This window comes from Neobacillus drentensis (genome assembly GCF_036962125.1).
GTDB lineage: Bacteria > Bacillota > Bacilli > Bacillales > Cytobacillaceae > Neobacillus > Neobacillus drentensis_B.
This window is the reverse complement of sequence record NZ_JBALOA010000015.1, coordinates 109,155-133,196: the sequence shown is the minus strand read 5'-3', so window position 1 is coordinate 133,196 and position 24,042 is coordinate 109,155. Positions and strand designations below refer to the sequence as shown.

Here is a 24,042-nt window from a genome sequence, read left to right as displayed (position 1 = left end):
TACCATGTAAACGACATTTTTTGACTGTTATTTTCAATTTTTTTGTAAAATAAACAAAAAAAATAGCGATAGCCGCTATTTGATGGCTGCACCCATTTTCATTGGCACACCCGAACATAAAGTTTTATCAATCCACAGATTAATATCCTTTAAATATTTCTGCTCGAAAAATGGTTCATTTGGAAAGACATACAAGACTTCACGCATATAATGAGTATTCATAAATGGCATCATGAGTAATCCCTTTAACTGAATAATTAAATAGGGAATTGAATGAGGGCGAAATTCATTCCACTCGAAACCTCTTTCAAATATTAATTGAAAATAGTATTTTTCTTTCAGTAAGTAAGTTGACATAATCTCTCTTACGATTTGTGAGTCCATCGACATTTCACGGTAGACAAGACTGGCTAATTTACTATTTTCACATTGATAGTGTAGTAAATCAGCTACAATTCGTTTTAGACATTCCTTTGCTCCCTTTTCAATCGATGCATAGGCTTCTTCCATTTTACTAATATATTGTTCAAAAAAATGCGTAAAGCAATATTCTAATAGACCAGGTTTGTTTTCGAAATGGTAGGCAATTGTTGCTGTATTTACGTTTGCCAGTCGGGCGATATCCCTTATTGATGTTCCCGTATACCCATTGGATTTAAACAATGTGATAGCAGCCTTAACAATTGCTTCTTTAGCATTTTTCTTCATATATTGTCCCCTTTCTGGAATAACCTATAATCTCCTTACCTATCTATTCTTTCTTTCCCGACAGATTCCTTTTTGAATATATCGACAAAGTCTGCCTATATTCTTGTAAATTTGATAAAATAAATATGTAAAATGTTGAAATAAAGGGGAAATATCATGTTTAACGTCGAAATATATACAGGGAACCGCGAAGAAAATTACAATCTGGTGATAAAACAGCTGCATGCGCTTATTCACGATGAGAATAATCAAATAGCTAATCTTAGCAACGCAAGCGCCTTGCTAAATCAATTTTTGGACCGTATTAACTGGGTCGGCTTTTATTTAATGGATTCAAATCAACAACTGGTATTGGGGCCATTCCAAGGTTTGCCTGCTTGTGTCCGCATTCCGCTTGGCAAAGGTGTATGCGGGACATCTGCCTTAAAAAAAGAAACCGTTCTTGTTGCTGATGTTCATCAGTTTCCAGGCCACATCGCCTGCGATGCAGCGTCTCAATCAGAAATTGTTGTACCGCTCATAAAAGACGGGGAGCTTATTGGTGTACTCGATATCGATTCACCAGAAAAGAACCGTTTTGATGCACTCGATCAACAAAAACTAGAAGAATTTGTTGCAATTTTAATTGAACACATATAGAAAAAGAGCACAGAGGAAATTTCCTCTGTGCTCTTATTAATTTATATCTTTTCTAGCGCTTGTTCGAGGTCTTCCTGGATATCCTCCCATGCTTCAAGACCAACAGATAATCGCAGCAAGGTATTTGTGATCCCCATTTTTCTCCGTTCTTCCTCGGGGACAACCGCATGGGTCATGGTTGCAGGATGTTGTATTAACGTCTCAGCGTCCCCAAGGCTGACAGCGATTTTTATTAATTGTAATTGATCCATAAATTGTTGAGCGGTTTCCTTTGTCCCCTTGATGGTGAAAGAAATAAGACCGCCTGGTTGTTTCATTTGTTTTGCAGCTATCGAATAATCGGGATGTTCGGGGTCACCTGGAAAATAAACCTTATCAATTTTTGGATGTCTTTTCATAAAGTTAAACAGTTTCAAAGCATTTTCACAGTGTCGGTCCAAACGTACTGGGAGGGTTTTCAATCCTCTTAATAAAAGCCATGCATCGAAAGGTGAGATAATTCCACCAATATCCTTTTGGGTGGTCCTTGACACCTGTCTTATAAAATCTTTCTTACCGACAACCAGCCCAGCGATGACATCCCCATGACCGCAGATATATTTAGTTGCACTATGAATAACAACATCACACCCGAGCGTTAGCGGAGTTTGAAGATATGGCGAACAAAATGTATTATCAATGACAACGGGAATCCCTTTTTTATTTGCTACACTTGCCACCATTTCGAGGTCGACCAACTTCATTGTCGGGTTGATCGGCGTTTCAATATAGATACAGGCGGTGTTTGGAAGAATTTCTTGCTCGATGGCTTCCATTGAATCCATTAATGAAAAGTCGTGATTTATGGCATATTTCTCTTTTAATAACTCTAACAAACCAAATGTACAGCCATAAACACCTTGTGAACAAAGGATGTGGTCACCTGATTTTGTTAAGGCTACTAACACGGCACTAACTGCTGCCATTCCTGATGAAAAGGCTAAACCTGCTTCACCTTGTTCAAGAACAGCTATCCGATCTTCCAAAATTTTCACCGTTGGATTTCCTAAGCGTGAATAGATAAATCCTTCTTCCTGTCCTGCAAATCGTTTCTCCCCTTGTTCTGCACTGCCAAAAGTAAAGGTGGATGTTTGATATAACGGGGGAACTAAACTATCTTGATGTTCATCCGGCTGGTAGCCAGAATGAATAACTTCCGTTTCAAACCGTGTTTTCTTTTTCCCCATCTTGGATTTCTCCTTATTTGAGAGCGTTTTCATATTTCTGTATTATATTATGTCTGTTAAGTAAATATCGTTAAGACACGTTTAAATTGGGCGCCCTTCATTAACTAACCCTAACACCGTTTTCTTGAATTACCACTTTGTTTTTTCCAGTCCCTTTCGCAATATACAAGGCATCATCTGCCCGTTTAAATAAGAGATTATAACCATCAAGCCGTTCCTTATTCCAATAAGAAACACCGCAGGATACCGTAATATGCGGCTCAGAGTTTTCAGACACCTTTTTAACCAATCTTTCTGCAACAGCTACGCCTTTTTCTAAGGGGCAGCCTGGAAGATAAAGAGCTAGTTCTTCTCCTCCCCAGCGGGCCCCAATATCTTCTCCGCGGATATTTCTTTTTATAAGATTTGCGACCTGGACAAGAACCTGATCTCCCACCTGATGACCGTATGTATCATTTATTTCTTTAAAATTATCAATATCAAGGAGGATAAAGGTACCTTCCTCGGACTCTTTCATGGATCCCTGGATTTTTTCATCCAAGAATTTACGCGAATGGAGTTTTGTCAGGTGATCAGTAATAATCATATGCTCCAACTCTTCTCTCAGCATGGAATTCGTTAGGGCAAGCGATGAGTGATGGATAAGAGACTGAAGGAGTTTAAAAGTATCAAAGGAAAAGAAATACGGCTTTTGATGCATCACTATGGAAAAACCTTTTAATTCTTCGCTGTGAATCATTGGAATCGCAAGAATCGAATGAAAGCTTGGACTATTTTTCATGTTTGGGAGATTGATATCCCCGATAAATAAAGGAGTTTTTTCTAATTCGATTTTTTCCTTTAAATAATCAATGTAGAATTTCGCTTGTTGCGTGTAAAAGTAGGGCGTCGAGCCTGGAAGTATTTTTACATTACCATGGACATTTGAGAATAAGAAAAAACCAACCTCCTGGGCATCAATCGAAGCGATTATTTGGTCAGACATATATGTCATCGTATCAACTAAGCGCAGGTTTGAATTTAAACAATGAGAGGTTTCATTAATTAATTGCAAATTGGAAATTTCTCGCATTGACTGTTGATAAAGATAGGCGTTCTCTAAAGAACTTCCCGCAGCACTCGCAAGCAAATTAAGAAACTCCATCTCGTTTTCAGGAAATACAGTCGAATTCACTGCAACGACTTGTAAAACACCATGGGTCACCTGTTTTCCTTTTAAGGGTGCATAAATAATTGCAGTGTTAGCAGATAAAGACGATTCAAATTGAAGCTCCCCCGATGCATAGGCTTTAATGGCAGCAATATTCTCACTATCATATTCAAGTTCAATAATCGGAAGATCATTGTGGCTATATGTATCCTGTGAGAGTAATAAGGAAAATGAAAAATCTGGATACAATTCCTTTAGGGAGACACATAACTCCCCCAAAAGGATATCTATATTTAGGGAAGAATGAAGTTTTTCTGTTATTTGTATTAATTGTTTATATCTTTTTACTTGCCATTGTAAATCACTTTCGAGAATATCCATAATAGGTTTCACCCGATCTAATTCCATATATATACATTGTACCCTAATTATAGTTAATATTTTGACATTTTGGGGAGATTTATTTGAATAAATTATTAACTTTATTAAGATAGTTTTTCTGTAGAATTTCTTCAGTACCTACTTTCCTAAAAATATTCTTGACTTTTAAGGAATAAAAATTATATAATACTCTTTGTGTAAAATATTGCAGCCTATTGTGTTCACTTTGAATAGCTTCATTTTGTTCCTCATTTTTGAAATGATGGTGTATCTCGTAACCCTTAGCTGCTAGGGCGAAGGTACATGAAAATAAAATGACTGTCAAAGAGTCTCATAACGGTTTTTATTTTACCAAAATAAAAACACTAAGGAGGAGTCATTCATGGCTCGTTATACTGGCTCAAGCTGGAAAATTTCCCGTCGTCTTGGAATCTCTCTAAGCGGCACAGGTAAAGAATTAGAAAAGCGTCCTTACGCTCCTGGACAACATGGTCCAAACCAACGCAAAAAGCTTTCTGAATACGGATTACAATTACAAGAGAAGCAAAAGCTTCGTCACATGTATGGCGTAACAGAGCGTCAATTCCGTAACCTTTTTGATAAAGCTGGTAAATTAGCTGGTATCCACGGTGAAAACTTCATGGTTCTTCTTGAATCACGTCTTGACAACGTTGTATACCGTTTAGGCCTTGCTCGTACTCGTCGTGGAGCACGTCAATTAGTTAACCACGGTCATATCTTAGTTAATGGGTCACGCGTTGATATCCCATCATTCCGCGTAACTCCTGGTCAAACAATCAGTGTTCGTGAAAAATCACGCAACCTTGATGTGATCAAAGAAGCAATCGAAGTTAACAACTTTGTTCCTGACTTCTTAACTTTTGATGCTGACAAATTAGAAGGTACTTTCACTCGCTTACCTGAGCGTTCTGAATTGCCTGCTGAAATTAACGAAGCTCTTATCGTCGAGTTCTACTCACGTTAATAAGAAAGGCCCTCAACCAAAATTGGCTGAGGGCTTTTTCTATGTTTATTTTCTATTTACCCATTGAAATGATTTTCGATATAAAAATCCCAGAATGAAATAAATAACAACGACGATTGCTGCGGTCCATAGTCTTTCCTGTAAAACACCGTCTGCGAATAATACTGGGCCTAGACCGAAAAATGTAACCAATGCAATGAGAATGAGAAAGATTGCATGTAATAAAAATTTCATTAACTTTACCCCCAAATGCTATTTCCTTTTAATATTAGACGAATACACCCAACCCAATGTTACAAGAATTACTTTATAGTATTAAAAAAGGGCTTTGAATCTCAAAGCCCGTTTCTATTAGTATTTTATTAACGTATACTTCTTTTTACCACGTCTTATAATCGTAAACTGTCCTTCAATCCGGTCTGTTTCCGTAAGTGCATAAGCAGTATCCGTGATTTTTTCACCATTAACTGTGACTGCACCGTTAGCAATATCCTCACGAGCTTGCCGCTTTGATGGAGAAATTTTCGCGGCAACCAATAGATCCACCAAATTCACCTCAGCTTGTGAAGCATATGCTGGTACATCTTTAAAGCCCTGCTCAATCTCTGCAGCTGACAGACTACTTACATCCCCGCTAAATAATGCTTGAGAAATTTTAATCGCCTGTTGTAAGGAATCTTCGCCGTGAATCAAACGAGTCAATTCTTCTGCTAAAACCTTTTGAGCTTTACGAAGATGCGGTTCATCCTGAACTGCTTTTTCTAATTGTTCAATTACCTCATGTGAGAGGAAGGTGAAGATCTTCAGGTACTTAACGACATCGGCATCAGCAGTATTAATCCAGAACTGGTAGAACTCGTAAGGAGTTGTTTTTTCAGGATCTAACCAAACCGCACCGCTTTCCGTTTTTCCAAACTTGGTACCGTCCGCCTTGGTTACTAGCGGAATCGTTAACCCATATGCCTTCGAACCTTCCGGCTGAACTTTACGGATTAATTCCAACCCTGAAGTGATGTTCCCCCACTGGTCACTACCGCCGATTTGCAATTTACAATTATGGTTCTCATACAAATGAAGGAAATCCATCGCTTGTAAAATGGTGTAGGTGAATTCGGTAAATGAAATCCCCGTCTCAAGTCTTGATGCAATCGTATCCTTGGCAAGCATATAGTTAACTCCGATATGCTTACCAATATCACGCAAGAATGTAACCACATCCATAGAACCTGCCCAATCATAATTGTTAACCATGATGGCCCCATTTTCGCCTTCAAATTCAAAAATTTTCTTTAACTGCAGTTTGATGCCTGCAACATTGTCCTGCACGGTTTCTAGTGTTAACAGCTTCCGTTCTTCACTTTTGCCACTTGGGTCACCAATTAATCCAGTTGCTCCCCCAACCAACACAATCGGACGATGGCCATGCTGCTGAAATCTTCTTAAGGTTAAAAATGGCAGCAAATGGCCGATGTGCATACTATCTGCGGTTGGATCAACCCCGCAATATAAGGAAATTGGCTCCTTGCTTAATGTATCCTTCAAACCTTCTTCATCGGTTTGCTGATAGATAATTCCTCTCCAAGCTAAATCCTGTAACAATTCCATAATATTCCCTCCATTTTGGTAAAAAAATAAAAAGCCCCTGCAAAAATGCAGGGACGTAAAATTACGCGGTACCACCCAGCTTGAGGAAAAACTTCCTCCAACTCAAAAAATTAACGGCTAAGACCGTTCTCCGCTACTCATATTAAGTTCACAGAGAAAGCTCAGGGGAGTAATTCATTCTTCTATTTGTATCAGCTTTCACCATCGCTGACTCTCTTTTAAACAGGGATAGAAGAACTACAGTTGGTTCCCTTCACAGCTTTTTATTAAATTAATGTATAGCTTTTTTTACCATATTTCATTCTACATGTCAAATACATCTGGAAATTTCAGATAAATGTAGAAGTTTGTCAGTTTTTATACCTTTGTTATGCTATAATGGACTTGATTTTAGATGAGGTGATCCTATAGATGGTTGATAAATTACAAGCGTGGTTAGAAAAAGTAAAATCCGCACTAAACATATTTACCCATAAAAGAACGGTTAAAAGCGCACGAATCACATATCAAGTCGTTTGGAACTTGCTTCTCCTTACATTAACAGTCATTATTCTAGGCGGATCATTTGCTTCAGGGGTGGGCGCTGGTTACTTTGCTTCACTAGTAAAAGATGAGCCTGTTCGTTCCTATGATAGCATGAAAAAAGATATTTACAACTACACAGAAACATCGGAATTATATTTTGCTGATAATGTCTATCTTGGAAAGCTCCGAACTGACTTAGAAAGGGAAGAAGTAAAGCTAGACAGTGTGTCAAAAGATTTAGTGAACGCAGTTGTTGCCACAGAAGATGAATACTTTTACAAGCATAACGGTGTTGTTCCAAAAGCGGTATTTCGGGCCGTCTTCCAGGAAGTAACAAATTCTGCGGTACAATCTGGTGGTAGTACACTTACACAACAATTAATCAAAAATCAAATTTTAACAAATGAAGTATCGTTTCAACGAAAAGCGAATGAAATTTTACTTGCCCTTCGTTTAGAGAAATTTTTTGATAAAAAAGAAATTCTAGAAGCCTATCTGAATGTATCTACATTTGGAAGAAATTCATCTGGACGTAATATTGCGGGCGTTCAAGCCGCAGCAAAAGGCATTTTTGGTAAAAAGGTTAGTGATCTAAGTCTACCTCAAGCAGCCTTCATTGCTGGTTTACCTCAAAGCCCATTTGGGTACACCCCTTTTACTAGAGAAGGTACTATAAAAGAACCAAAGTATTTAGAACCCGGTCTTTTACGTATGAAAACCGTCCTTAAGCGAATGTTTGATGGTGGATATATTAATAAGCAACAATATGCGGAGGCCTCCGCTTACGATATTAAAAAGGATTTTATCAAGCCAATTGCAAATCCTTTAGAAAAATACCCTTGGCTGACAGTCGAAATTGAAAAGCGTTCAATTGAAGTCTTGACAACAGTTTTAGCAAAGAATGATGGGGTATCGGAAAAGGAATTAAAAAACGATGATAATCTTGCATATAAGTATCAAATTCTAGCTAGAAATGCCTTGCGCCAAAATGGATACCAAATTCATTCCACAATTGACAAAAAAATATATGATGCGATGCAAAAGGTTAAAGATCGATATCCTTATTACGGACCTGACAAACCTCAGAAAAAAAAGGATCCCGAAACTGGAGAAATCAAAACAGTCATGGAGCCTGCTGAGGTAGGCGCAGAACTAATTGAAAACAAGACCGGAAAAATAATTAGTTTTGTTGCTGGCAGGAATTATGATGACCAACAGCTTAATCACGCCACTAGTGCAATAAGACAAAACGGTTCCACTATGAAACCGCTTCTTATCTACGGACCGGCAATTGAGTTAGGAAAAGCAGCTCCCGGAACACCGCTTCCAAACGTGGCATTAAGTCTAAATCCTGCCAGTAGTGCTCCATGGCCGCAAAACTATGACTATCGCTACAGTGGAATAGTATCAGCTAGATACGCCCTTGCGAAATCATATAACGTGCCAGCGGTTAAACTCTACAAAAGTATTGTAGACCAACGTCCCGCTAAGTATCTTGAAAAAATGGGCTTTACTTCTTTAAGAAAAGACGATTATACCAATCTAGCTACTTCGATTGGCTCGATGACAAACGGGGTAACTATCGAAGAAAACACCAATGCGTTTACCACCTTTGCGAATAACGGAAGGTTTATTGATGCATATATGATTGATAAAATTGTTGACAAAGACGGTAAGGTCATCTATCAGCATAAAGTAAAACCTGTACAGGTTTTTAAGCCGCAGACCGCCTATTTAACGATTGATATGATGCGTGACGTTATTAAAATGGGGACTGCAGCTGGTGTTAGAAGCCAATTAAACTTTAGTAGTGACTGGGCAGGGAAAACAGGAACAGGAAACCAATATATTGACTCCTGGTTTGTTGCTTCCAACCCTAATGTTACTTTTGGTCTTTGGAGAGGGTATGATACACCAAAATCCTTACAGACCTCCGGAATGTCTTATAGTTCTAGGACCAACACTCTATGGGCTCAGTTAATGAACGCAGCCTATAAAATTAAACCTGAGCTAGTCGCACCTAAGAAATCATTTAAGATGCCAAAAGGTATTGTAAGACGCTCATTTTGTGCTGTTTCAGGAATGCTGCCATCAGAGGCATGTTCAAAAGCAGGTTTAATCGAAAGTGATTACTTTAATGTCAATAATGTTCCGACAAAAGTAGACGATAGCTTAATTGAGGCAAAATATGTTACGGTGGGAGAAAAAAAATATTTAGCCTTAGATTCCACACCAAAAGAGTTTGCTCAATTTGGTCTGATTTTAAATCCTGATTTTATTAAACGAATCGTTGGACGCAGCTTCCATAATTATAGCCAACTGATTCCACAGAAGGACCGTTGGGGAAAAATTCTAGTTTCCTCTGCAAAAATGTCCGATAACGGGAAGAACCCTGATCAGGTCAGCTTAAAAGTAACTGGCAATACTTTATCTTGGTCTAAATCTGGTGATAATGATGTCGTCGGTTACCGAGTCTATCAAGGCGGCGTAATCTCTAAAAAAGTAGGCAGTGTAGTTAATGGTTCGAAACGCTCATTAAAAGTTGGTAATGGCTCTTTCTATGTAACGGCGGTTGACATTGCTGGCAAGGAGTCCGCTCCATCGAATCTTGTCGAGGCAGGAGTTAAAAAGCCACCAAAAGATCCGAATATTCCTGTCGTTCCGAATGACCCGAACGTTCCAACTGAACCAACAACTCCATAAAGACAAAAAACGCACTGACAGCTACATGTCGGTGCGTTTTTTATACTTACGCTTCCTAATCTTCCATCGTTGACAGGTCACCCGCTGGCAGATTCAACTCCCACGCCTTTAAGACACGACGCATGATTTTACCACTTCTGGTTTTTGGCAGTTTATCACGGAAGTCAATTTCCCGCGGGGCTGCATGGGCAGCTAATCCTTTTTTCACGAATTGACGGATCTCTTCTTTTAGTTCTTCCGATGCTGCATAGCCGTCCCTAAGGGCAATAAACGCTTTAATGATTTCGCCGCGAACTGGATCTGGTTTACCGATTACACCCGCTTCTGCGACAGCTGGATGCTCAACAAGCTTACTTTCTACTTCAAACGGTCCTACGCGCTCCCCAGAGGTCATAATCACATCATCCACACGACCTTGGAACCAGAAATAGCCGTCTTCATCCATGTATGCTGAATCACCTGAAACATACCAATCACCTGGCATAAAATAAGATTCATATTTCTCTGGATTATTCCAAACTTTATGCATCATTGAAGGCCAGCCTTTTTTAATCGCCAGGTTCCCCATGCGATATGGCGGAAGTTCGTTTCCTTGATTATCGACAATCGCAGCTTGAACACCTGGAATTGGTTTCCCCATCGAACCAGGTTTAATTTCCATACAAGGATAATTACAAATGGTTTGTGCACCGGTTTCTGTCATCCACCAAGTATCATGAATCCGCTTATTGAATACCTTTACTCCCCATTTAACAACTTCTGGGTTTAACGGCTCTCCAACACTTAAGACGTGTCGAAGACTGCTTAGATTATATTTCTTAACCAGTTCATCTCCTGCCCCCATTAACATCCGGAACGCGGTAGGTGCACTGTACCAAACCGTCACACCGAAATCTTCGATCATCTGGTACCAAGAGTCAGGACTAAAGCGGCCCCCAATAATTACATTTGAAGTTCCAGTTAGCCATGGCCCAAATATTCCATAAGACGTCCCAGTCACCCATCCAGGGTCCGCCGTACACCAATATACATCATCCTCTTTTAAATCAAGGACCCATTTCGCTGTTTGATAATGCTGGATCATGGCATTATGTACATGTAATACGCCTTTTGGCTTACCTGTTGAACCCGATGTATAGTGAAGGATTAATCCATCCTCCCTGTCTACCCATTCAATTCGAAGATCTTTACTTGCTGCTTCAAATTTTTTCAAGAAGTCAACATATGGTCCTTGTTCATCCACATTATTACCGATAAGGAAAATGGTTTTGAGTGCCGGCAAATCGTTTACTGGGACTCGTTCCAATAGTTCTGGTGTCGTAACCAGTACTTTCGCTTCACTGTCCTGAAGACGGTCTCTGACAGCCACTTCCATGAATGCTTCAAATAAAGGACCAACAATTGCACCAAGTTTAATAGCACCCAAAACCGTAAAGTAAAGTTCAGGTGAGCGCGGCATAAAAATAAAAACTCGATCACCTTTTTCAACATCACCATAAGTTTTTAACACATTAGCTGCTTTGTTCGAGAGATCCTTCATTTCCTTGAATGTATACTTCTCATTTCTAGAACCATCGCGGTAATATAAGGCAACTTTATTTTTTCTGAAAGTTTTGGCGTGACGGTCAATGGCCTCATAAGCAAGGTTGACAAGACCGGTTTCACTCCAAGTAAATTTCTTTTCTGTTTCTGTCCAGTTGAATTGCTTGTACATTTCTTGATAATTTTCCAGATTATGATCCCCTTTTACAACTGGTAACGCTTCCACTTTCATTCAAACTCCCCCTTTGGCTCATTTTAAATTATTATAGTACAAATATAAACTATTCACAATTTTTAAAAAAGTAGTTTAGGTAATCTTTTTTATTTTTATCCATAAAAAGTAAAAAGTTTTTCGCTAGAAGACGGAAAATTTCGTTAAATTGCTTTTCCTTACTAGATTTTATGTATAATAGAATTATAAGCAGAAAGATTTTTCCAGGGTAGGTGACCGTATGGAACACAAAAAAACATACAATGCCAAACAATTAAAAACACCTCACGGGTCCCTGATCATTGAAGGGCCGATTAACTCAGATAAACTAGCTGGCTATGAATTCCACGAAGACCTGATTGCATTCCGGCCGCCCGCGCAGCAGCATCAGGCTCTAGTTGGAATTGCAAAGCTTCCTGAAGGCAGAATTATTATTGCCAGGCATCAAAATACGATCGTGGGTTATGTAACCTTTCTTTACCCTGACCCACTCGAACGATGGTCAGAAGGAAAGATTGAAAATTTAATCGAATTAGGTGCAATTGAAGTCATTCCACAATATAGAGGCTGTGCAGTGGGTAAAAATCTTCTTATTGTCGGAATGATGGATGATGCGATGGAGGATTACCTCATCATCACGACGGAGTATTACTGGCACTGGGATTTAAAAGGTACCAAGTTGAATGTTTGGGAGTACCGAAAAATCATGGAAAAGATGATGAATGCGGGCGGCCTTGAATGGTATGCCACCGATGATCCTGAAATTTGCTCACACCCTGCCAACTGTCTCATGGCACGGATGGGGAAAAGAATCGATATGGAAACCATCCAAAAATTTGACCGTCTAAGATTTATGAATCGATTTATGTACTAATAAATAATTTTTCCTGATACTTGCATAAGCTAGGGGGATATTTAGATGATAGTAGAACAGATCATGAAAACCGATGTGGCAACACTTTTGCCGACAGATACGATTGAGGATGCAATCCGTTTGATGGAGTCAAGGAAAATACGTCATATCCCGATTATCAACCAAGAAAAACATTTAGTGGGTCTTGTCACAGTTTCAAAAATCCATGAGGCGACTCCATCTATTTTCCACGCGAATGAACATCCAGAAGATATGAAAAAGCCTCTCGACACTATTATGGAACGAAACGTGATAACCGGTCATCCCCTTGATTTTGTTGAAGAAATAGCCGGCCTTTTTTATGAGCATAAATTCAGTTGTCTGCCGATCATCAATAACCGAGAACTAGTTGGGATTGTAACTGAAACAGATATGCTGCGAACATTGGTCGAATTAACAGGCGCCCATCAACCTGGTTCTCAAATTGAGATTAAGGTCCCTAATCTAGCTGGAAAGCTCAGTGAGATAACCACGGTAATTAAGAATCGAAAAGCAAATATATTGAGTGTTCTAGTTTATCCTGATCAAACGGATGAAAAGTTTAAAATCCTTGTGATTAGAATACAGACCATGAATCCTACATCGTTAATTCAAGACCTTAAACAGGCAGGCTTCCATGTCCTATGGCCAAACCTTCCGGGGATATCACTATGAGCGATACATGTTCCTTTGTTTTTTCAGATGAACTGCTGAAATACAAATTTGGCAATCACCATCCTTTTGATCAATTCCGACTTAAGTTAACGGTGGATTTATTAGAGAAAATGAATGCTCTATTTTCAGAAGATATCATCGCTCCAAGAATCGCCACTGATGATGAGTTAGCCTTAATTCATGACCTCAGTTACATAGAAGCCGTAAAAAAAGCAGGAAATGGCCAATTACCCAAAGAAATAGGCGAAAACTATGGGCTGGGGACAGAAGATACCCCTGTATTCCCTAACATGCATGAAGCAAGCGCTTTACTTGTTGGGGGAACATTGACCGCTGTAGACCAAGTCATGACAGGTAAAGCTCTTCACGCTCTCCACCTCGGTGGTGGATTGCATCATGGATTCAGGGGGAAAGCATCAGGATTCTGCGTATATAACGATAGTTCGGTCGCCATTAAATATCTGCAGGAAAAATATAATGCTCGTGTTTTATACGTGGACACGGACGCCCATCATGGCGATGGGGTTCAGTGGTCCTTCTACGATGACCCAAATGTTTGCACTCTGTCGATTCATGAGACAGGAAGATATTTATTTCCTGGTACAGGCAATGTTAATGAGCGCGGACAAGGACTAGGCTATGGCTATTCATTTAACCTTCCTGTTGATGCATTTACTGAAGATGAATCGTGGCTTTATGCCTATACCCATGCCCTAAGGGAAGTGGCTGAGTTTTTTAAACCAGATGTGATTCTGACCCAAAATGGAGCAGATTCTCATTATTTGGACCCTTTAACCCATCTTTCAGCAACCATGAAAATCTACAGGGAAATTCCTAGACTTGCTCATGAAATTGCCCATCAATATTGTAACGGGAAGTGGATTGCTGTTGGTGGCGGAGGCTATGATATCTGGCGGGTGGTCCCGAGGGCATGGGCTCTTATTTGGCTTGAGATGACTGAAAAATCAAACTGTTATGGCAGTTTGCCGAAGCAATGGGTAGACTTCTGGCAAAATGAATCGCCTGTGGATTTACCAAAAGAATGGGACGACCCTGAAAACTTATATACCCCCATTCCAAGAAAAGCAGAAATTACTGAGAAAAATCGCTTAACCCTTGAAAAAGCACTATATCCGATTCGCAGCCAGCAAAAGAGCGAGTCGGTCTAAGCAAAGTGGAAGCGGACGTCTAGCGGCGTTAAAAAAATGGGTCGACCATATTAGGTCAACCCATTTATTCTAGTTCGGAATAAAATTATTTATCACTGTAAAATCGAACCAGTTCTCTGAATCCAGCTCCAGCGCCCAACGGCTAGTGTCCTTCGCTCTCCGCCCTACGATAAGTCAACATCGAATCGCTACGCTCTTCGTGTTTCCTTTATCTCAGTTGGAGTGCTCCAGGCCATACGCCGCTGAACGGGCGCTTCCGCTTTTTGTGATTATTTTGTCGATTGTCGGTGTTCTATCCGGTGTGGCAGTACGACAATTTGTTCGGATACTTTTTCCTTGTTCATTAATTTGGTTAAGAGCCGCATGGCAACTGCGCCAATATCATATAACGGCTGGACAATAGTGGTTAACTGTGGACGAACCATTAGTGACAGCCTTGTGTTGTCAGAAGTGATTACCTCAAAGTCCTCAGGAATATGATAGCCTTTGTCTTCAGCTCCATGGACAACACCAAGTGCCATTTCATCGGAGCCGACTAATATGGCCGTAGGTCGATTAGAGGCTTCTAGCAGCTTTTCTATTGCTTCAATTCCTGAATCATACGTATAATCCCCTTCAATGACAAGTTCCTCATTATATGGAATATTGGCTTCTGCCAAGGCCCTTTGATAACCTCTCAACTTCTTGAAGGTATTTTTAGGTTCATGAAGCGGCCCGACGACAAATGCAATATTCTTATGTCCTTTTTCAATAAATTCCTTAATGGAATCATATACTGCTTCTTCGTAATCAATATTTACAGAAGGAATTGTGTTAGATTCTTCAATCGAACCTGCAAGGACAATCGGTGCAGGTGATTTTTTAAATTCCTCCACATGGTCCGCTGTAATATTACCGCCCATGAATACTAAACCATCCACTTGTTTGCCAAGCATTGTATTGAGCAAATGCAATTCTTTGTCTTTGTTTTGGTCGGAATTGCTAAGAATGATGTTGTACTTATACATTGTGGCAATATCTTCAATTCCACGAGCTAACTCTGCAAAAAAGATATTGGAAATATCAGGGATAATCACGCCAACTGTCGTTGTTTTTTTGCTCGCTAATCCTCGAGCTACTGCATTCGGACGGTAGCCAAGTCGTTCAATAACTTCTAACACCTTTTTACGTGTAACTGGTTTCACGTTCGGGTTCCCATTAACCACACGGGAAACGGTTGCCATAGAAACATTTGCTTCTCTTGCGACATCATAAATTGTAATATTCACTAAACACACACTCTCCTAAAACGTACATCGTTTTCTTTATTTTACAACAGGTTGTATAAACTTAATCATTTGTTTTTTGTTTATTGTTTGTGAGAACCTAAACAATCTTGAATATGTATTTAATGATACGATAAGAAAGGTAAAGCCGCAATTGCATTTGTCGACATTTTTCACAAACTTACAAAATAATAATAAAAAACCTTCTACATTAGGTGCAGAAGGTCATTTACAATTAAAGTCGAACATAGTTAGATGCTAGCAGTTCGTTATAGAATTTATCAAACTGATTAAGATCCATTTGCTGCTTTTGATCCGAAAGTGCGACAGCTGGATCTGGATGAACCTCTGCCATTACACCATCAGCACCTATTGCAATTGCTGCCTTTGCACAAGGTAACAGCAAATCTCTCCTGCCAGTAGAATGGGTAACATCAACCATAACAGGTAAGTGAGTTTCTTGCTTGAGGATCGGTACAGCTGAAATATCTAATGTATTTCTGGTAGCACGTTCGTAAGTACGTATGCCTCGCTCACAAAGAATGATCTGACCATTTCCTTGCGCCGCAATATACTCGGCTGCATTGATAAATTCTTCGATTGTTGCCGCAATTCCTCTTTTTAATAAAACAGGTTTTTTGACAGAACCTGCTGCTTTTAACAATTCAAAATTCTGCATATTCCTGGCCCCAATTTGAATGACATCGATATAATCAATGGCCATTTCAATATCGGCTGGATTGACTATTTCACTAATCACTGCCATATCAAATTCCTTGGCTACACGTTTCAATATTTTTAATCCTTCTACACCCAGCCCTTGGAAATCATATGGAGAAGTTCTAGGCTTATAGGCCCCGCCACGAAGAAGCTTTAAGCCTTTTTCTTGGATTGATTTCGCTACCGTTGCTACTTGTTCATATGATTCTACCGCACATGGGCCAAAAACGAAGTGAGGCTTTCCATCACCAATCAGTTCACCTTTTAGGTTAACAATCGTATCCTCAGGCTGCTTTTTTCTAGAAACAAGCAATGCCTTACTATGGTCGTCTTGCTGCAAATCAAGACCTGCTTTGAAAATTTCTTTAAAAATATGGTCAATGGTTGAATTGTCAAAAGGACCATCGTTATGCTCTTTAATTAAATCAAGCATTTTTCTTTCACGAACTGGGTCGTAACGGTATACACCTTGGTTTTCTTTTACCCTTCCAATTTCTTGGACGAGCCCGGCTCTTTCATTAATTACCCTCAACAATTCAAGGTTCAGTTCATCGACTCGTTTCCTTAATTGTTCTAATTCATTCTTTTTGCTCACTCTTTATCCCCGTCCTTTCACTTGCAAGGTTTAAAATTTATAAATATTTTAACAGTTTGATAATTAAAATTATTATAGCGGATAGATTTCCGTTTGTCACTTATTTTTTCTTTAATGATTAAACGCTTTTAAGCACTAAAGCGTCAATTAATGCACGATTTGTTATTTTCCAATGGGAAGCATTCCATAAAGGCTCTCCATTTGAAAACAAAATAGCCTGTGGAGATTCATGTTTGATTTGGAATTTCTCTGCTACTTCACTAGACAATGGACGAGAATCTTGAACGGCTAGGAAGTAAGTGGGAACAGCCTGATTTTCATTGGCAAATTTTTCATACTCCTTATAGGCAGCATGGCTGATGGGACATGTTAAACTATGCTTCAAAAGGAAGAACTTGTCCTCCTTAACTAATAATCCTTCAAATTGTTCAATGGAATCAATTTTTTCTAACATCTGTACATACCTCCAGTAATAAAATAACGGTGAAGTAATTTTATCACTCCACCGTTTTTATAACAAATAAACAGATTGGCTAATCCTATTTTACAGTTTTACCTTGTTTTCTTCTTTTTCTAAAGCTTTTTCTGCTTCTTCAAGCTTTCTTCTTATTTCGGAACTATCCAAGGTTCCAATTTCGATTGTTTTCTTCGTTTTATTCTTTTCCACGGGAGCTTGAATGGGTATATAGGTTGTTTCTCGTTCGTCATCTACCTCACCATGGCTAGTAATTTTCCCTTTAACCTTATTCAATAATCCTGAGGATTGAAGGACGATCCCTTGAGACAGGGAAGAACTTTTTGAGACTAACTCAGTGCTTTTGTTCATAACATTTTCTCTTATTGATGATGACTTATCAATTAAGGTACCAGCTTGATTACTAAATGTATGGCGAAGATCTTTCCCAGACCTAGGAGCCAAAAGCAGTGCAGCCGCAGCACCCACTACTCCTCCGATAATCGCCCCAAGCAAAAAGCTATTGGACGATTCTTCCATTCGAGTTTGATTCGAATCCCTAGAATCATTTTCTCTATTTGGCATGTTCATTTCCTCCTCTATTTTTTAATGTGCTCTAATCTTCTTGTCTTCAAGGCTAATTTCTTGTTTTGCTTGTTTTCTTGCCTGCCACTTATCCTTTAATTCAAGAAAAACATTACTCCATTGTACAATTTGTGAGATTTTTTCCTTACTATCTTCTACTTGTTTATCCACTGTACTAGTGATATTTTGTAAAGTTCCGTTAAATTTAGTTACGGTTGTCCCGACGTCTTTAACCGCATCAACGACACTAGTTAAACTATCAGATTTCTTTTTAATGTCATCTGCCAATGCGTTTGTTTTTTGTAAAAGTATGGTGGTTTCGGCTGTAACACCATCCAACTGCTTTTCTAATCCAGCTAATGTTTTTGAAACGCTTGTAAGTGTAACTTGAAATGATTTGAGTGTTGTCGATAAAAATATCACAAGCACAAAAAACGCAATTGCTATCAAGGCTACGCTTAAGTATAAAATTATTTGCATCCTGCACCTCCGCCTTAATCCTATCAATATGTATTTCCCATCAAGTATAGATATAAACCTCGATAATTATCTTATACTACTTCCATATAATTGTCCTCTTTTCCTGCCGCTTGGGGTAAATTTTACTCTCAGGATTTAAACAAAAGTTTAATTTTTCAACTTTCTGGCTATATTCGGTTACAATAATAGGGTACCTAGATAAATTTTTGTTGGAGGAGTAAAAAATGAAAGATCCACGAATTGAGAAACTAGCAAAGAACTTAATTAATTATTCAGTTCAGCTCCAAAAGGGTGAAAAGGTTTTAATCGAAAATTTCGGGTTGCAGCGCGAACTTGTTACGGCCCTTGTGAAGGAGGCGTATTTAGCTGGGGGGTACCCGTTTGTACTATTAAAGGACCACCAAGTCGACCGCTCGCTCTTACTAGGAGCACAAGAAGAACAATTTAATATGATGGCAGAATTCGAAGCAAATGTGATGAGTAAAATGGATGCCTACATAGGTCTTCGTTCGGGTAATAACATCAGTGAACAAGCTGATGTCCCGGATGATAAAATGAAAATTCACGGGAATACAATCGGAAAAAAAGTTCACCGTGACATTCGTGTTCCAAAGACAAAATGGGTTGTTCTTAGATACCCAACTTCTTCCATGGCTCAATTAGCAAAAATGAGTACAGAAGCTTTTGAAGACTTTTATTTTGATGTTTGTAACCTCGATTACGGAAAAATGGATCAAGCGATGGACAGCCTTAAAGCGCTAATGGACCGGACAGACAAAGTACGAATCACAGGACCAGGAACAGACCTTAGCTTTTCCATTAAGGATATTCCTGCAATTAAATGTGCTGGACGATTAAATATTCCAGATGGGGAAGTTTATACGGCGCCTGTACGTGATTCAGTTAATGGAGTAGTTACCTATAATACACCTTCACCATATCAAGGTTTTACCTTTGAAAATGTGAAGTTAACTTTCCGAGATGGGAAGATTGTGGAAGCAGAGTCCAATGACTCTAGTCGCATCAATAAGATTTTTGATACAGATGAAGGTGCTCGGTTTATTGGTGAATTTGCGATTGGGGTTAATCCATTTATCCTTCATCCAATGCAAGACATTTTATTTGATGAAAAGATTGCCGGCAGCTTCCATTTTACCCCAGGGCAATGTTATGATGACGCGTTTAATGGCAATCATTCAAATATCCACTGGGATATGGTAAATATTCAACGCCCAGAGTATGGCGGTGGGGAGATCTATTTTGACGATGTCCTAATCCGTAAAGACGGCCTGTTTGTTCTTCCTGAATTAGAAGTTTTAAATCCAGATAAGTTAAAATAACAAAAACGGATGCCAACTTTGCTGGCATCCTTGTTTGTCTTATAATAAAAGTATTAAAATTTGAACCTAGATAACGGTCTAGCTCCAGCGCCCAACGGTTAGTGTACTTCGCCCTTTTCCCTACGATAAGTCAAAGGTCTCCAGTCCATATGCCGCTAAACGGGCGCTCCCGCTTTATTTTGTTAATTGTTTTTCGTAAGATTCCTGGAACTTTTGAATGTCTCCAGCACCCATAAAAATAATGACGCTATTGTCATAGTCTTTTAAAATTGAGGTGTTTTCTTCCGAAATGACTTCAGACCCCTCGATTCTTGCCTGAAGGTCCTTGATTGTTAGTTTTCCGTGATTTTCACGAGCAGACCCAAAAATCTCACATAAATAGGCTTTATCTGCTTCTCTTAGACTTTTGGCAAAGTCTTCAAGGAATGCTTGAGTACGTGAAAAGGTATGCGGCTGGAAGACCGCCACAATTTTTCGATCTGGATATTTTTGTTTAGCCGCATCAATCGTTGCTTTTATTTCGGTTGGATGATGGGCATAATCATCAATTAATATTTGTGACCCCATACTCTTTTCCGAAAATCTTCTCTTTACACCTTGGAAGGTAGTTAATTGCTGCTTAACGACTTCAACATTAATTTCTTCATAGTGACATAAACCAATAACGGCAAGTGCATTTAAAACACTGTGATCGCCAAAGGTTGGAATCGTGAAGGTATCATAGAATGTATTACGAATAAATACATCAAAGGTCGTTCCATCGGTACTTTTCACGAGGTTTTTTGCCTGATAATCATTTTCCTCGCCAAAACCATAAAACAGAACGGGAACCTTTGCCTGAATTTTTTGCAGCTGCTCGTCATCACCATAAGCGAATATTCCTTTTTTCACTTGTATGGCCATCTCTTGAAAAGCCGAAAAGACATCATCAATATTGGCAAAATAATCAGGATGATCAAAATCAATATTCGTCATAATCGCATAGTCGGGGAAATAAGACAAGAAGTGCCTTCTGTATTCACAGGCTTCAAACACAAAATATTCCGAGCCTTCTCTACCTTTACCTGTCCCATCGCCAATCAAAAATGATGTAGGTTTTGCACCTTCCATCACATGGGCGAGTAAACCTGTGGTAGAGGTCTTTCCATGCGCACCGGTCACCGCTACACTCGTAAAGTTTTGCATAAAGTCACCTAAAAACCGATGGTAACGCACAATCGGAAGGCCTAATTTCATCGCCTCTTGAATTTCCTCATGGGTATCTGGAAAGGCATTACCTGCAATAATTGTCATTCCTGGCTGAATATTCTCCTTTTGAAACGGGAGAATGGTAATCCCTGATTGCTCAAGAGCCAGTTGTGTAAAAAAGCGCTTTTCGACATCGGATCCTTGCACTTGAAATTTCATATCATGCAGAACTTGTGCGAGCGCACTCATTCCAGACCCCTTTATACCGACAAAATGGTAAATAGTCATAGAAGAACCTCCAACAACGTCTATCTGTAAAACAGTATATGACATCTGTCTGTATTTGCTAACAATAAAACGGAAGTGCGATAGCACTCAATAAATTTCAAAAACCTTAAAAACATATTTAATAATTATACCACTGTTCCACTTGAAAAACTATTGGCAACTAATTTTGTGGATTCTGCAAAATGAATTCACTATATATTATTTGTCCATGTAATGAAAGAATACTATCGATTAATTATTTAAACCAGCCTCTTGGATAGACTCTAAATCTGCTTCAGTAATTAAAACTTCACGTGCCTTACTCCCATTTGCGCTTGTAATATAGCCATTGTGTTCAAGCATATCCATCAATCTTGCTGCCCGATTATAGCCAATCTTAAAGCGCCTTTGCAGACTGGAAGTGGAAGCACCTCCTTGATCAATAATAAATTCGCATGCTTCATAAAAAAGTTCATCTTCATTTTCGGTCACTTGTGCTTTTTTTAATAATTCTTCTTGCTCAAACAAGTAGGCTGGTTCGCGCTGTTCACGCACATGTCCTACTACAAGGTCAATTTCTTCATCCGAGACAAATGTTCCTTGCAAACGGACCGGTTTAGAAGATCCATTTTCTAAAAATAACATATCACCGCGCCCAAGTAACTTTTCTGCTCCGCTAATATCAATAATTGTTCGCGAATCGACCTGAGACGAAACTGAAAAGGCGATTCGAGTAGGTATGTTCGCTTTAATTAAGCCGGTAATGACATCAACCGACGGCCTCTGTGTCGCAACAATTAAATGAATCCCACACGCACGTGCCTTTTGAGCAATTCTACAAATAGCTTCTTCCACATCAGCAGGCGACATCATCATTAAATCCGCCAACTCATCAATAACAATAACAATAAATGGAAGTTTATCCGAATACTGTTGATGCTTTACCGCCAGTTCGTTAAAGCGGTTAATGTCTCGCACACCAGTATGGGCAAATAATTCGTACCGTCTTTCCATTTCGTCAACTGCCCATTTTAAAGCAGCTGTTGCTGCCTTAACATCTGTTATGACTGGACTTACCAGATGTGGAATACGATTATATGGCGCGAGCTCAACCATTTTTGGATCAATTAATAATAGCTTTAACTCCTCGGGTCTGGCTTTAAAAAGTAAGCTTACTAAGATGGTGTTAATACAAACACTTTTCCCGGACCCTGTCGCTCCTGCAATCAAGCCGTGCGGCATCTTCTTTAAATCTGTTACAATCGGCTTTCCTGCGATATCAAGGCCAAGCACTGCTGTTAATGGGGAAGTCGATTCCATGAAAGTGCTGCTTTGGATAATTTCATTTATAAAGACAGGTCGAGACGTTTGGTTTGGTACTTCTATCCCTATCGTATGCTTTCCAGGGATAGGAGCTTCAATCCGAATATCTCTAGCGGCTAGGCTTAACTTTATATCATCACTCAGGTTGGTTATCTTGTTCACTTTGACACCTGGCTCTGGCTGAACCTCAAAGCGGGTAACAGCAGGACCTTGTGTCACATTAACGACACTTGCACCGACATTAAAGTTTTGTAAGGTTTCGTTTAAAATTTCCTCTTGCTCCAATAACCATTTCGTATCATTTCCCCCTGGAACAGGCGGGTTCAGTAAACTAGAGGTTGGGAGAACATAAGAATCACCATCTGCTTTTATTTGGATGGCTTCATTTTCTGCAAAGAGGTTAATTACCTGATTTGGCTTTTCCAGTTCTTTATTAACTAGTGGTGTCGAAGCCTTAGGTTCCACTGTTCTATTTCTCTTTCTTTCTTCCCACTTTTGTTTATCTTGTTTTAACATCATCACATTAAATGGCAAATGCGAACGTTTTGGTTCAGTGGGTTCAGGTAATACCTCTGCACCTAACTCTTCTGAATACACAGAAACAGCGATTAGTTCTTTTACATCTTCTATTAAATCATCTTTCTGTACTTCTTCATGCTCTACCAATTCTAGCGAATCTTCTGCATTCCTAGAAGTAACCACTGTTATGTCATTTTCCCTTCTAGGAGAGTTAATTTCTTCAACAAAATCAATTAAATCTTCTTGGCTAATTTCTTCAACAAAATCAATTAAATTTTCTTGGCTAATTTCTTCACAAATTGGTTCCATTTCAAAAACTTCGTTGTCAATCTCAGATAGCTCAATTATCTCATTATTAGATTTTAGTTGCTCTGATCCAGCCAGGCCTTCGACCAGATTTCCACGATCATCCTCTAAAAAATGACTTAATTCATGCTCGACAACTATATTCGTATTTTTCGGGCGATTAAACCCAAAAACAGGAGAAGGTATCTCTGTCGGTTGGAAAGGTCCGCTCTTCTTCCTAATTGATGGTTCTAATTTGGTTTTAGGCATTTCCTGTTGAACAGTTTGGGCCTCAGGGTTTTCCCTGCCTTTACCTTTAACTGCGCGCTTTTCTATTCTTTTTTGATGTAATGTTTCTTCTTTTGCTTTTGATGTTTCCAACGGTTTTTTGGGATGATAAGGACGATTACTACCTTTTGGATATTGGTAGGAAATCTTCGTCTCTAAATCCTTCAGACTGTCATACTGGTTTAGAAACGGCAAGCCTTCTTGATTATGTATAGTATAACCGTTAAATGCATCATCATCGTCATCATCTTTTTTTAACTTTTGAAAAAGGTTCTGGATCCAGCTCAAAACGACCACTCTTTCTACTTTCACTTTCATCTAT

At 39.1% G+C, this 24,042-nt stretch carries 20 protein-coding genes and 1 other annotated feature; of the genes, 7 read left to right on the top strand and 13 right to left on the bottom strand.

Translation table 11 applies throughout. From position 1 onward, the window contains the following. Positions 1 to 75 precede the first annotated feature (75 nt). Positions 76 to 708 carry a forespore capture DNA-binding protein RefZ gene (gene refZ, locus V7121_RS15135; RefSeq protein WP_335498855.1) on the bottom strand — a complete coding sequence of 211 codons (633 nt, stop codon included), beginning with the start codon at positions 706 to 708 and terminating at the stop codon, positions 76 to 78. A 156-nt stretch (positions 709 to 864) separates the two neighbouring features. On the opposite strand from refZ, the gene V7121_RS15130 reads away from it, so the two are divergent. After that, positions 865 to 1,347, top strand: coding sequence for a GAF domain-containing protein (locus V7121_RS15130; RefSeq protein ID WP_335498853.1), 483 nt, complete (start codon positions 865 to 867; stop codon positions 1,345 to 1,347). A gap of 41 nt (positions 1,348 to 1,388) precedes the next feature. Here V7121_RS15130 and megL read toward each other — a convergent pair whose 3' ends face one another. Together megL and V7121_RS15120 are read right to left on the bottom strand one after the other, a co-directional pair. Next, positions 1,389 to 2,573 (bottom strand): methionine gamma-lyase, encoded by a 1,185-nt coding sequence (gene megL / locus V7121_RS15125; RefSeq protein WP_335547091.1) that lies wholly within the window; start codon positions 2,571 to 2,573, stop codon positions 1,389 to 1,391. 100 nt (positions 2,574 to 2,673) lie between these two features. Then, on the bottom strand, positions 2,674 to 4,104 hold the full coding sequence (locus tag V7121_RS15120; RefSeq protein ID WP_335547089.1) for a diguanylate cyclase: 1,431 nt from the start codon (positions 4,102 to 4,104) through the stop codon (positions 2,674 to 2,676). Between the two features lie 382 nt (positions 4,105 to 4,486). Between V7121_RS15120 and rpsD the strand changes: the two genes are divergently transcribed. After that, entirely contained in the window at positions 4,487 to 5,089 is a 603-nt protein-coding gene (gene rpsD / locus V7121_RS15115) for a 30S ribosomal protein S4 (RefSeq protein ID WP_026563299.1), read from the top strand. A gap of 45 nt (positions 5,090 to 5,134) precedes the next feature. Here the strand turns inward: rpsD and V7121_RS15110 are convergent, their stop codons facing one another. Together V7121_RS15110 and tyrS are read right to left on the bottom strand one after the other, a co-directional pair. Next, on the bottom strand, positions 5,135 to 5,323 hold the full coding sequence (locus tag V7121_RS15110) for a DUF6954 family protein (protein ID WP_335547087.1): 189 nt from the start codon (positions 5,321 to 5,323) through the stop codon (positions 5,135 to 5,137). A 117-nt stretch (positions 5,324 to 5,440) separates the two neighbouring features. Next, positions 5,441 to 6,694 carry a tyrosine--tRNA ligase gene (tyrS, locus tag V7121_RS15105; protein ID WP_335498845.1) on the bottom strand — a complete coding sequence of 418 codons (1,254 nt, stop codon included), beginning with the start codon at positions 6,692 to 6,694 and terminating at the stop codon, positions 5,441 to 5,443. A 46-nt stretch (positions 6,695 to 6,740) separates the two neighbouring features. After that, positions 6,741 to 6,960, bottom strand: a binding site (T-box leader). A gap of 145 nt (positions 6,961 to 7,105) precedes the next feature. Here tyrS and V7121_RS15100 point away from each other — a divergent pair. Beyond that, on the top strand, positions 7,106 to 9,922 hold the full coding sequence (locus V7121_RS15100; protein ID WP_335547085.1) for a transglycosylase domain-containing protein: 2,817 nt from the start codon (positions 7,106 to 7,108) through the stop codon (positions 9,920 to 9,922). Positions 9,923 to 9,977: 55 nt separating this feature from the next. On the opposite strand, the gene acsA is transcribed toward V7121_RS15100, so the two are convergent. After that, complete coding sequence (gene acsA / locus V7121_RS15095; protein ID WP_335547083.1) at positions 9,978 to 11,696, bottom strand: acetate--CoA ligase; 1,719 nt, start codon at positions 11,694 to 11,696, stop codon at positions 9,978 to 9,980. A gap of 220 nt (positions 11,697 to 11,916) precedes the next feature. On the opposite strand from acsA, the gene V7121_RS15090 reads away from it, so the two are divergent. Genes V7121_RS15090 through V7121_RS15080 form a run of 3 tightly spaced genes read left to right on the top strand, consistent with a single transcriptional unit; the run spans position 11,917 to position 14,411 of the window. After that, entirely contained in the window at positions 11,917 to 12,549 is a 633-nt protein-coding gene (locus V7121_RS15090) for a GNAT family N-acetyltransferase (protein WP_335498837.1), read from the top strand. 45 nt (positions 12,550 to 12,594) lie between these two features. After that, a complete protein-coding gene (locus V7121_RS15085) occupies positions 12,595 to 13,242 on the top strand; it encodes an acetoin utilization AcuB family protein (RefSeq protein ID WP_335498835.1) in 648 nt (215 codons plus the stop codon). After that, positions 13,239 to 14,411 (top strand): acetoin utilization protein AcuC, encoded by a 1,173-nt coding sequence (locus tag V7121_RS15080; protein ID WP_335498833.1) that lies wholly within the window; start codon positions 13,239 to 13,241, stop codon positions 14,409 to 14,411. The genes V7121_RS15085 and V7121_RS15080 overlap by 4 nt, the downstream gene beginning before the upstream one ends. Positions 14,412 to 14,680: 269 nt before the next feature. Here V7121_RS15080 and ccpA read toward each other — a convergent pair whose 3' ends face one another. The 5 genes from ccpA to V7121_RS15055 all read right to left on the bottom strand — a co-directional run bounded on the left by ccpA (position 14,681) and on the right by V7121_RS15055 (position 18,510). After that, on the bottom strand, positions 14,681 to 15,679 hold the full coding sequence (gene ccpA / locus V7121_RS15075) for a catabolite control protein A (protein ID WP_335498831.1): 999 nt from the start codon (positions 15,677 to 15,679) through the stop codon (positions 14,681 to 14,683). Between the two features lie 232 nt (positions 15,680 to 15,911). After that, positions 15,912 to 16,991, bottom strand: a complete 1,080-nt coding sequence (locus V7121_RS15070; RefSeq protein WP_335498829.1) for a bifunctional 3-deoxy-7-phosphoheptulonate synthase/chorismate mutase — start codon at positions 16,989 to 16,991, stop codon at positions 15,912 to 15,914. A gap of 118 nt (positions 16,992 to 17,109) precedes the next feature. Further along, complete coding sequence (gene ytxJ, locus V7121_RS15065; protein ID WP_335498827.1) at positions 17,110 to 17,445, bottom strand: bacillithiol system redox-active protein YtxJ; 336 nt, start codon at positions 17,443 to 17,445, stop codon at positions 17,110 to 17,112. A gap of 90 nt (positions 17,446 to 17,535) precedes the next feature. Beyond that, the gene (locus V7121_RS15060) at positions 17,536 to 18,030 is read right to left on the bottom strand and encodes a YtxH domain-containing protein (protein WP_335498825.1); all 495 of its coding nucleotides are present in this window, start codon (positions 18,028 to 18,030) and stop codon (positions 17,536 to 17,538) included. A gap of 21 nt (positions 18,031 to 18,051) precedes the next feature. Further along, entirely contained in the window at positions 18,052 to 18,510 is a 459-nt protein-coding gene (locus V7121_RS15055) for a DUF948 domain-containing protein (protein WP_335498823.1), read from the bottom strand. Between the two features lie 224 nt (positions 18,511 to 18,734). On the opposite strand from V7121_RS15055, the gene V7121_RS15050 reads away from it, so the two are divergent. Then, positions 18,735 to 19,850 carry an aminopeptidase gene (locus tag V7121_RS15050; RefSeq protein WP_335498821.1) on the top strand — a complete coding sequence of 372 codons (1,116 nt, stop codon included), beginning with the start codon at positions 18,735 to 18,737 and terminating at the stop codon, positions 19,848 to 19,850. 174 nt (positions 19,851 to 20,024) lie between these two features. Here V7121_RS15050 and murC read toward each other — a convergent pair whose 3' ends face one another. Then, positions 20,025 to 21,326 carry a UDP-N-acetylmuramate--L-alanine ligase gene (murC, locus tag V7121_RS15045; protein ID WP_335498819.1) on the bottom strand — a complete coding sequence of 434 codons (1,302 nt, stop codon included), beginning with the start codon at positions 21,324 to 21,326 and terminating at the stop codon, positions 20,025 to 20,027. A 231-nt stretch (positions 21,327 to 21,557) separates the two neighbouring features. Continuing rightward, a complete protein-coding gene (locus V7121_RS15040; protein ID WP_335547080.1) occupies positions 21,558 to 24,008 on the bottom strand; it encodes a DNA translocase FtsK in 2,451 nt (816 codons plus the stop codon). Between the last annotated feature and the right edge of the window lie 34 nt (positions 24,009 to 24,042).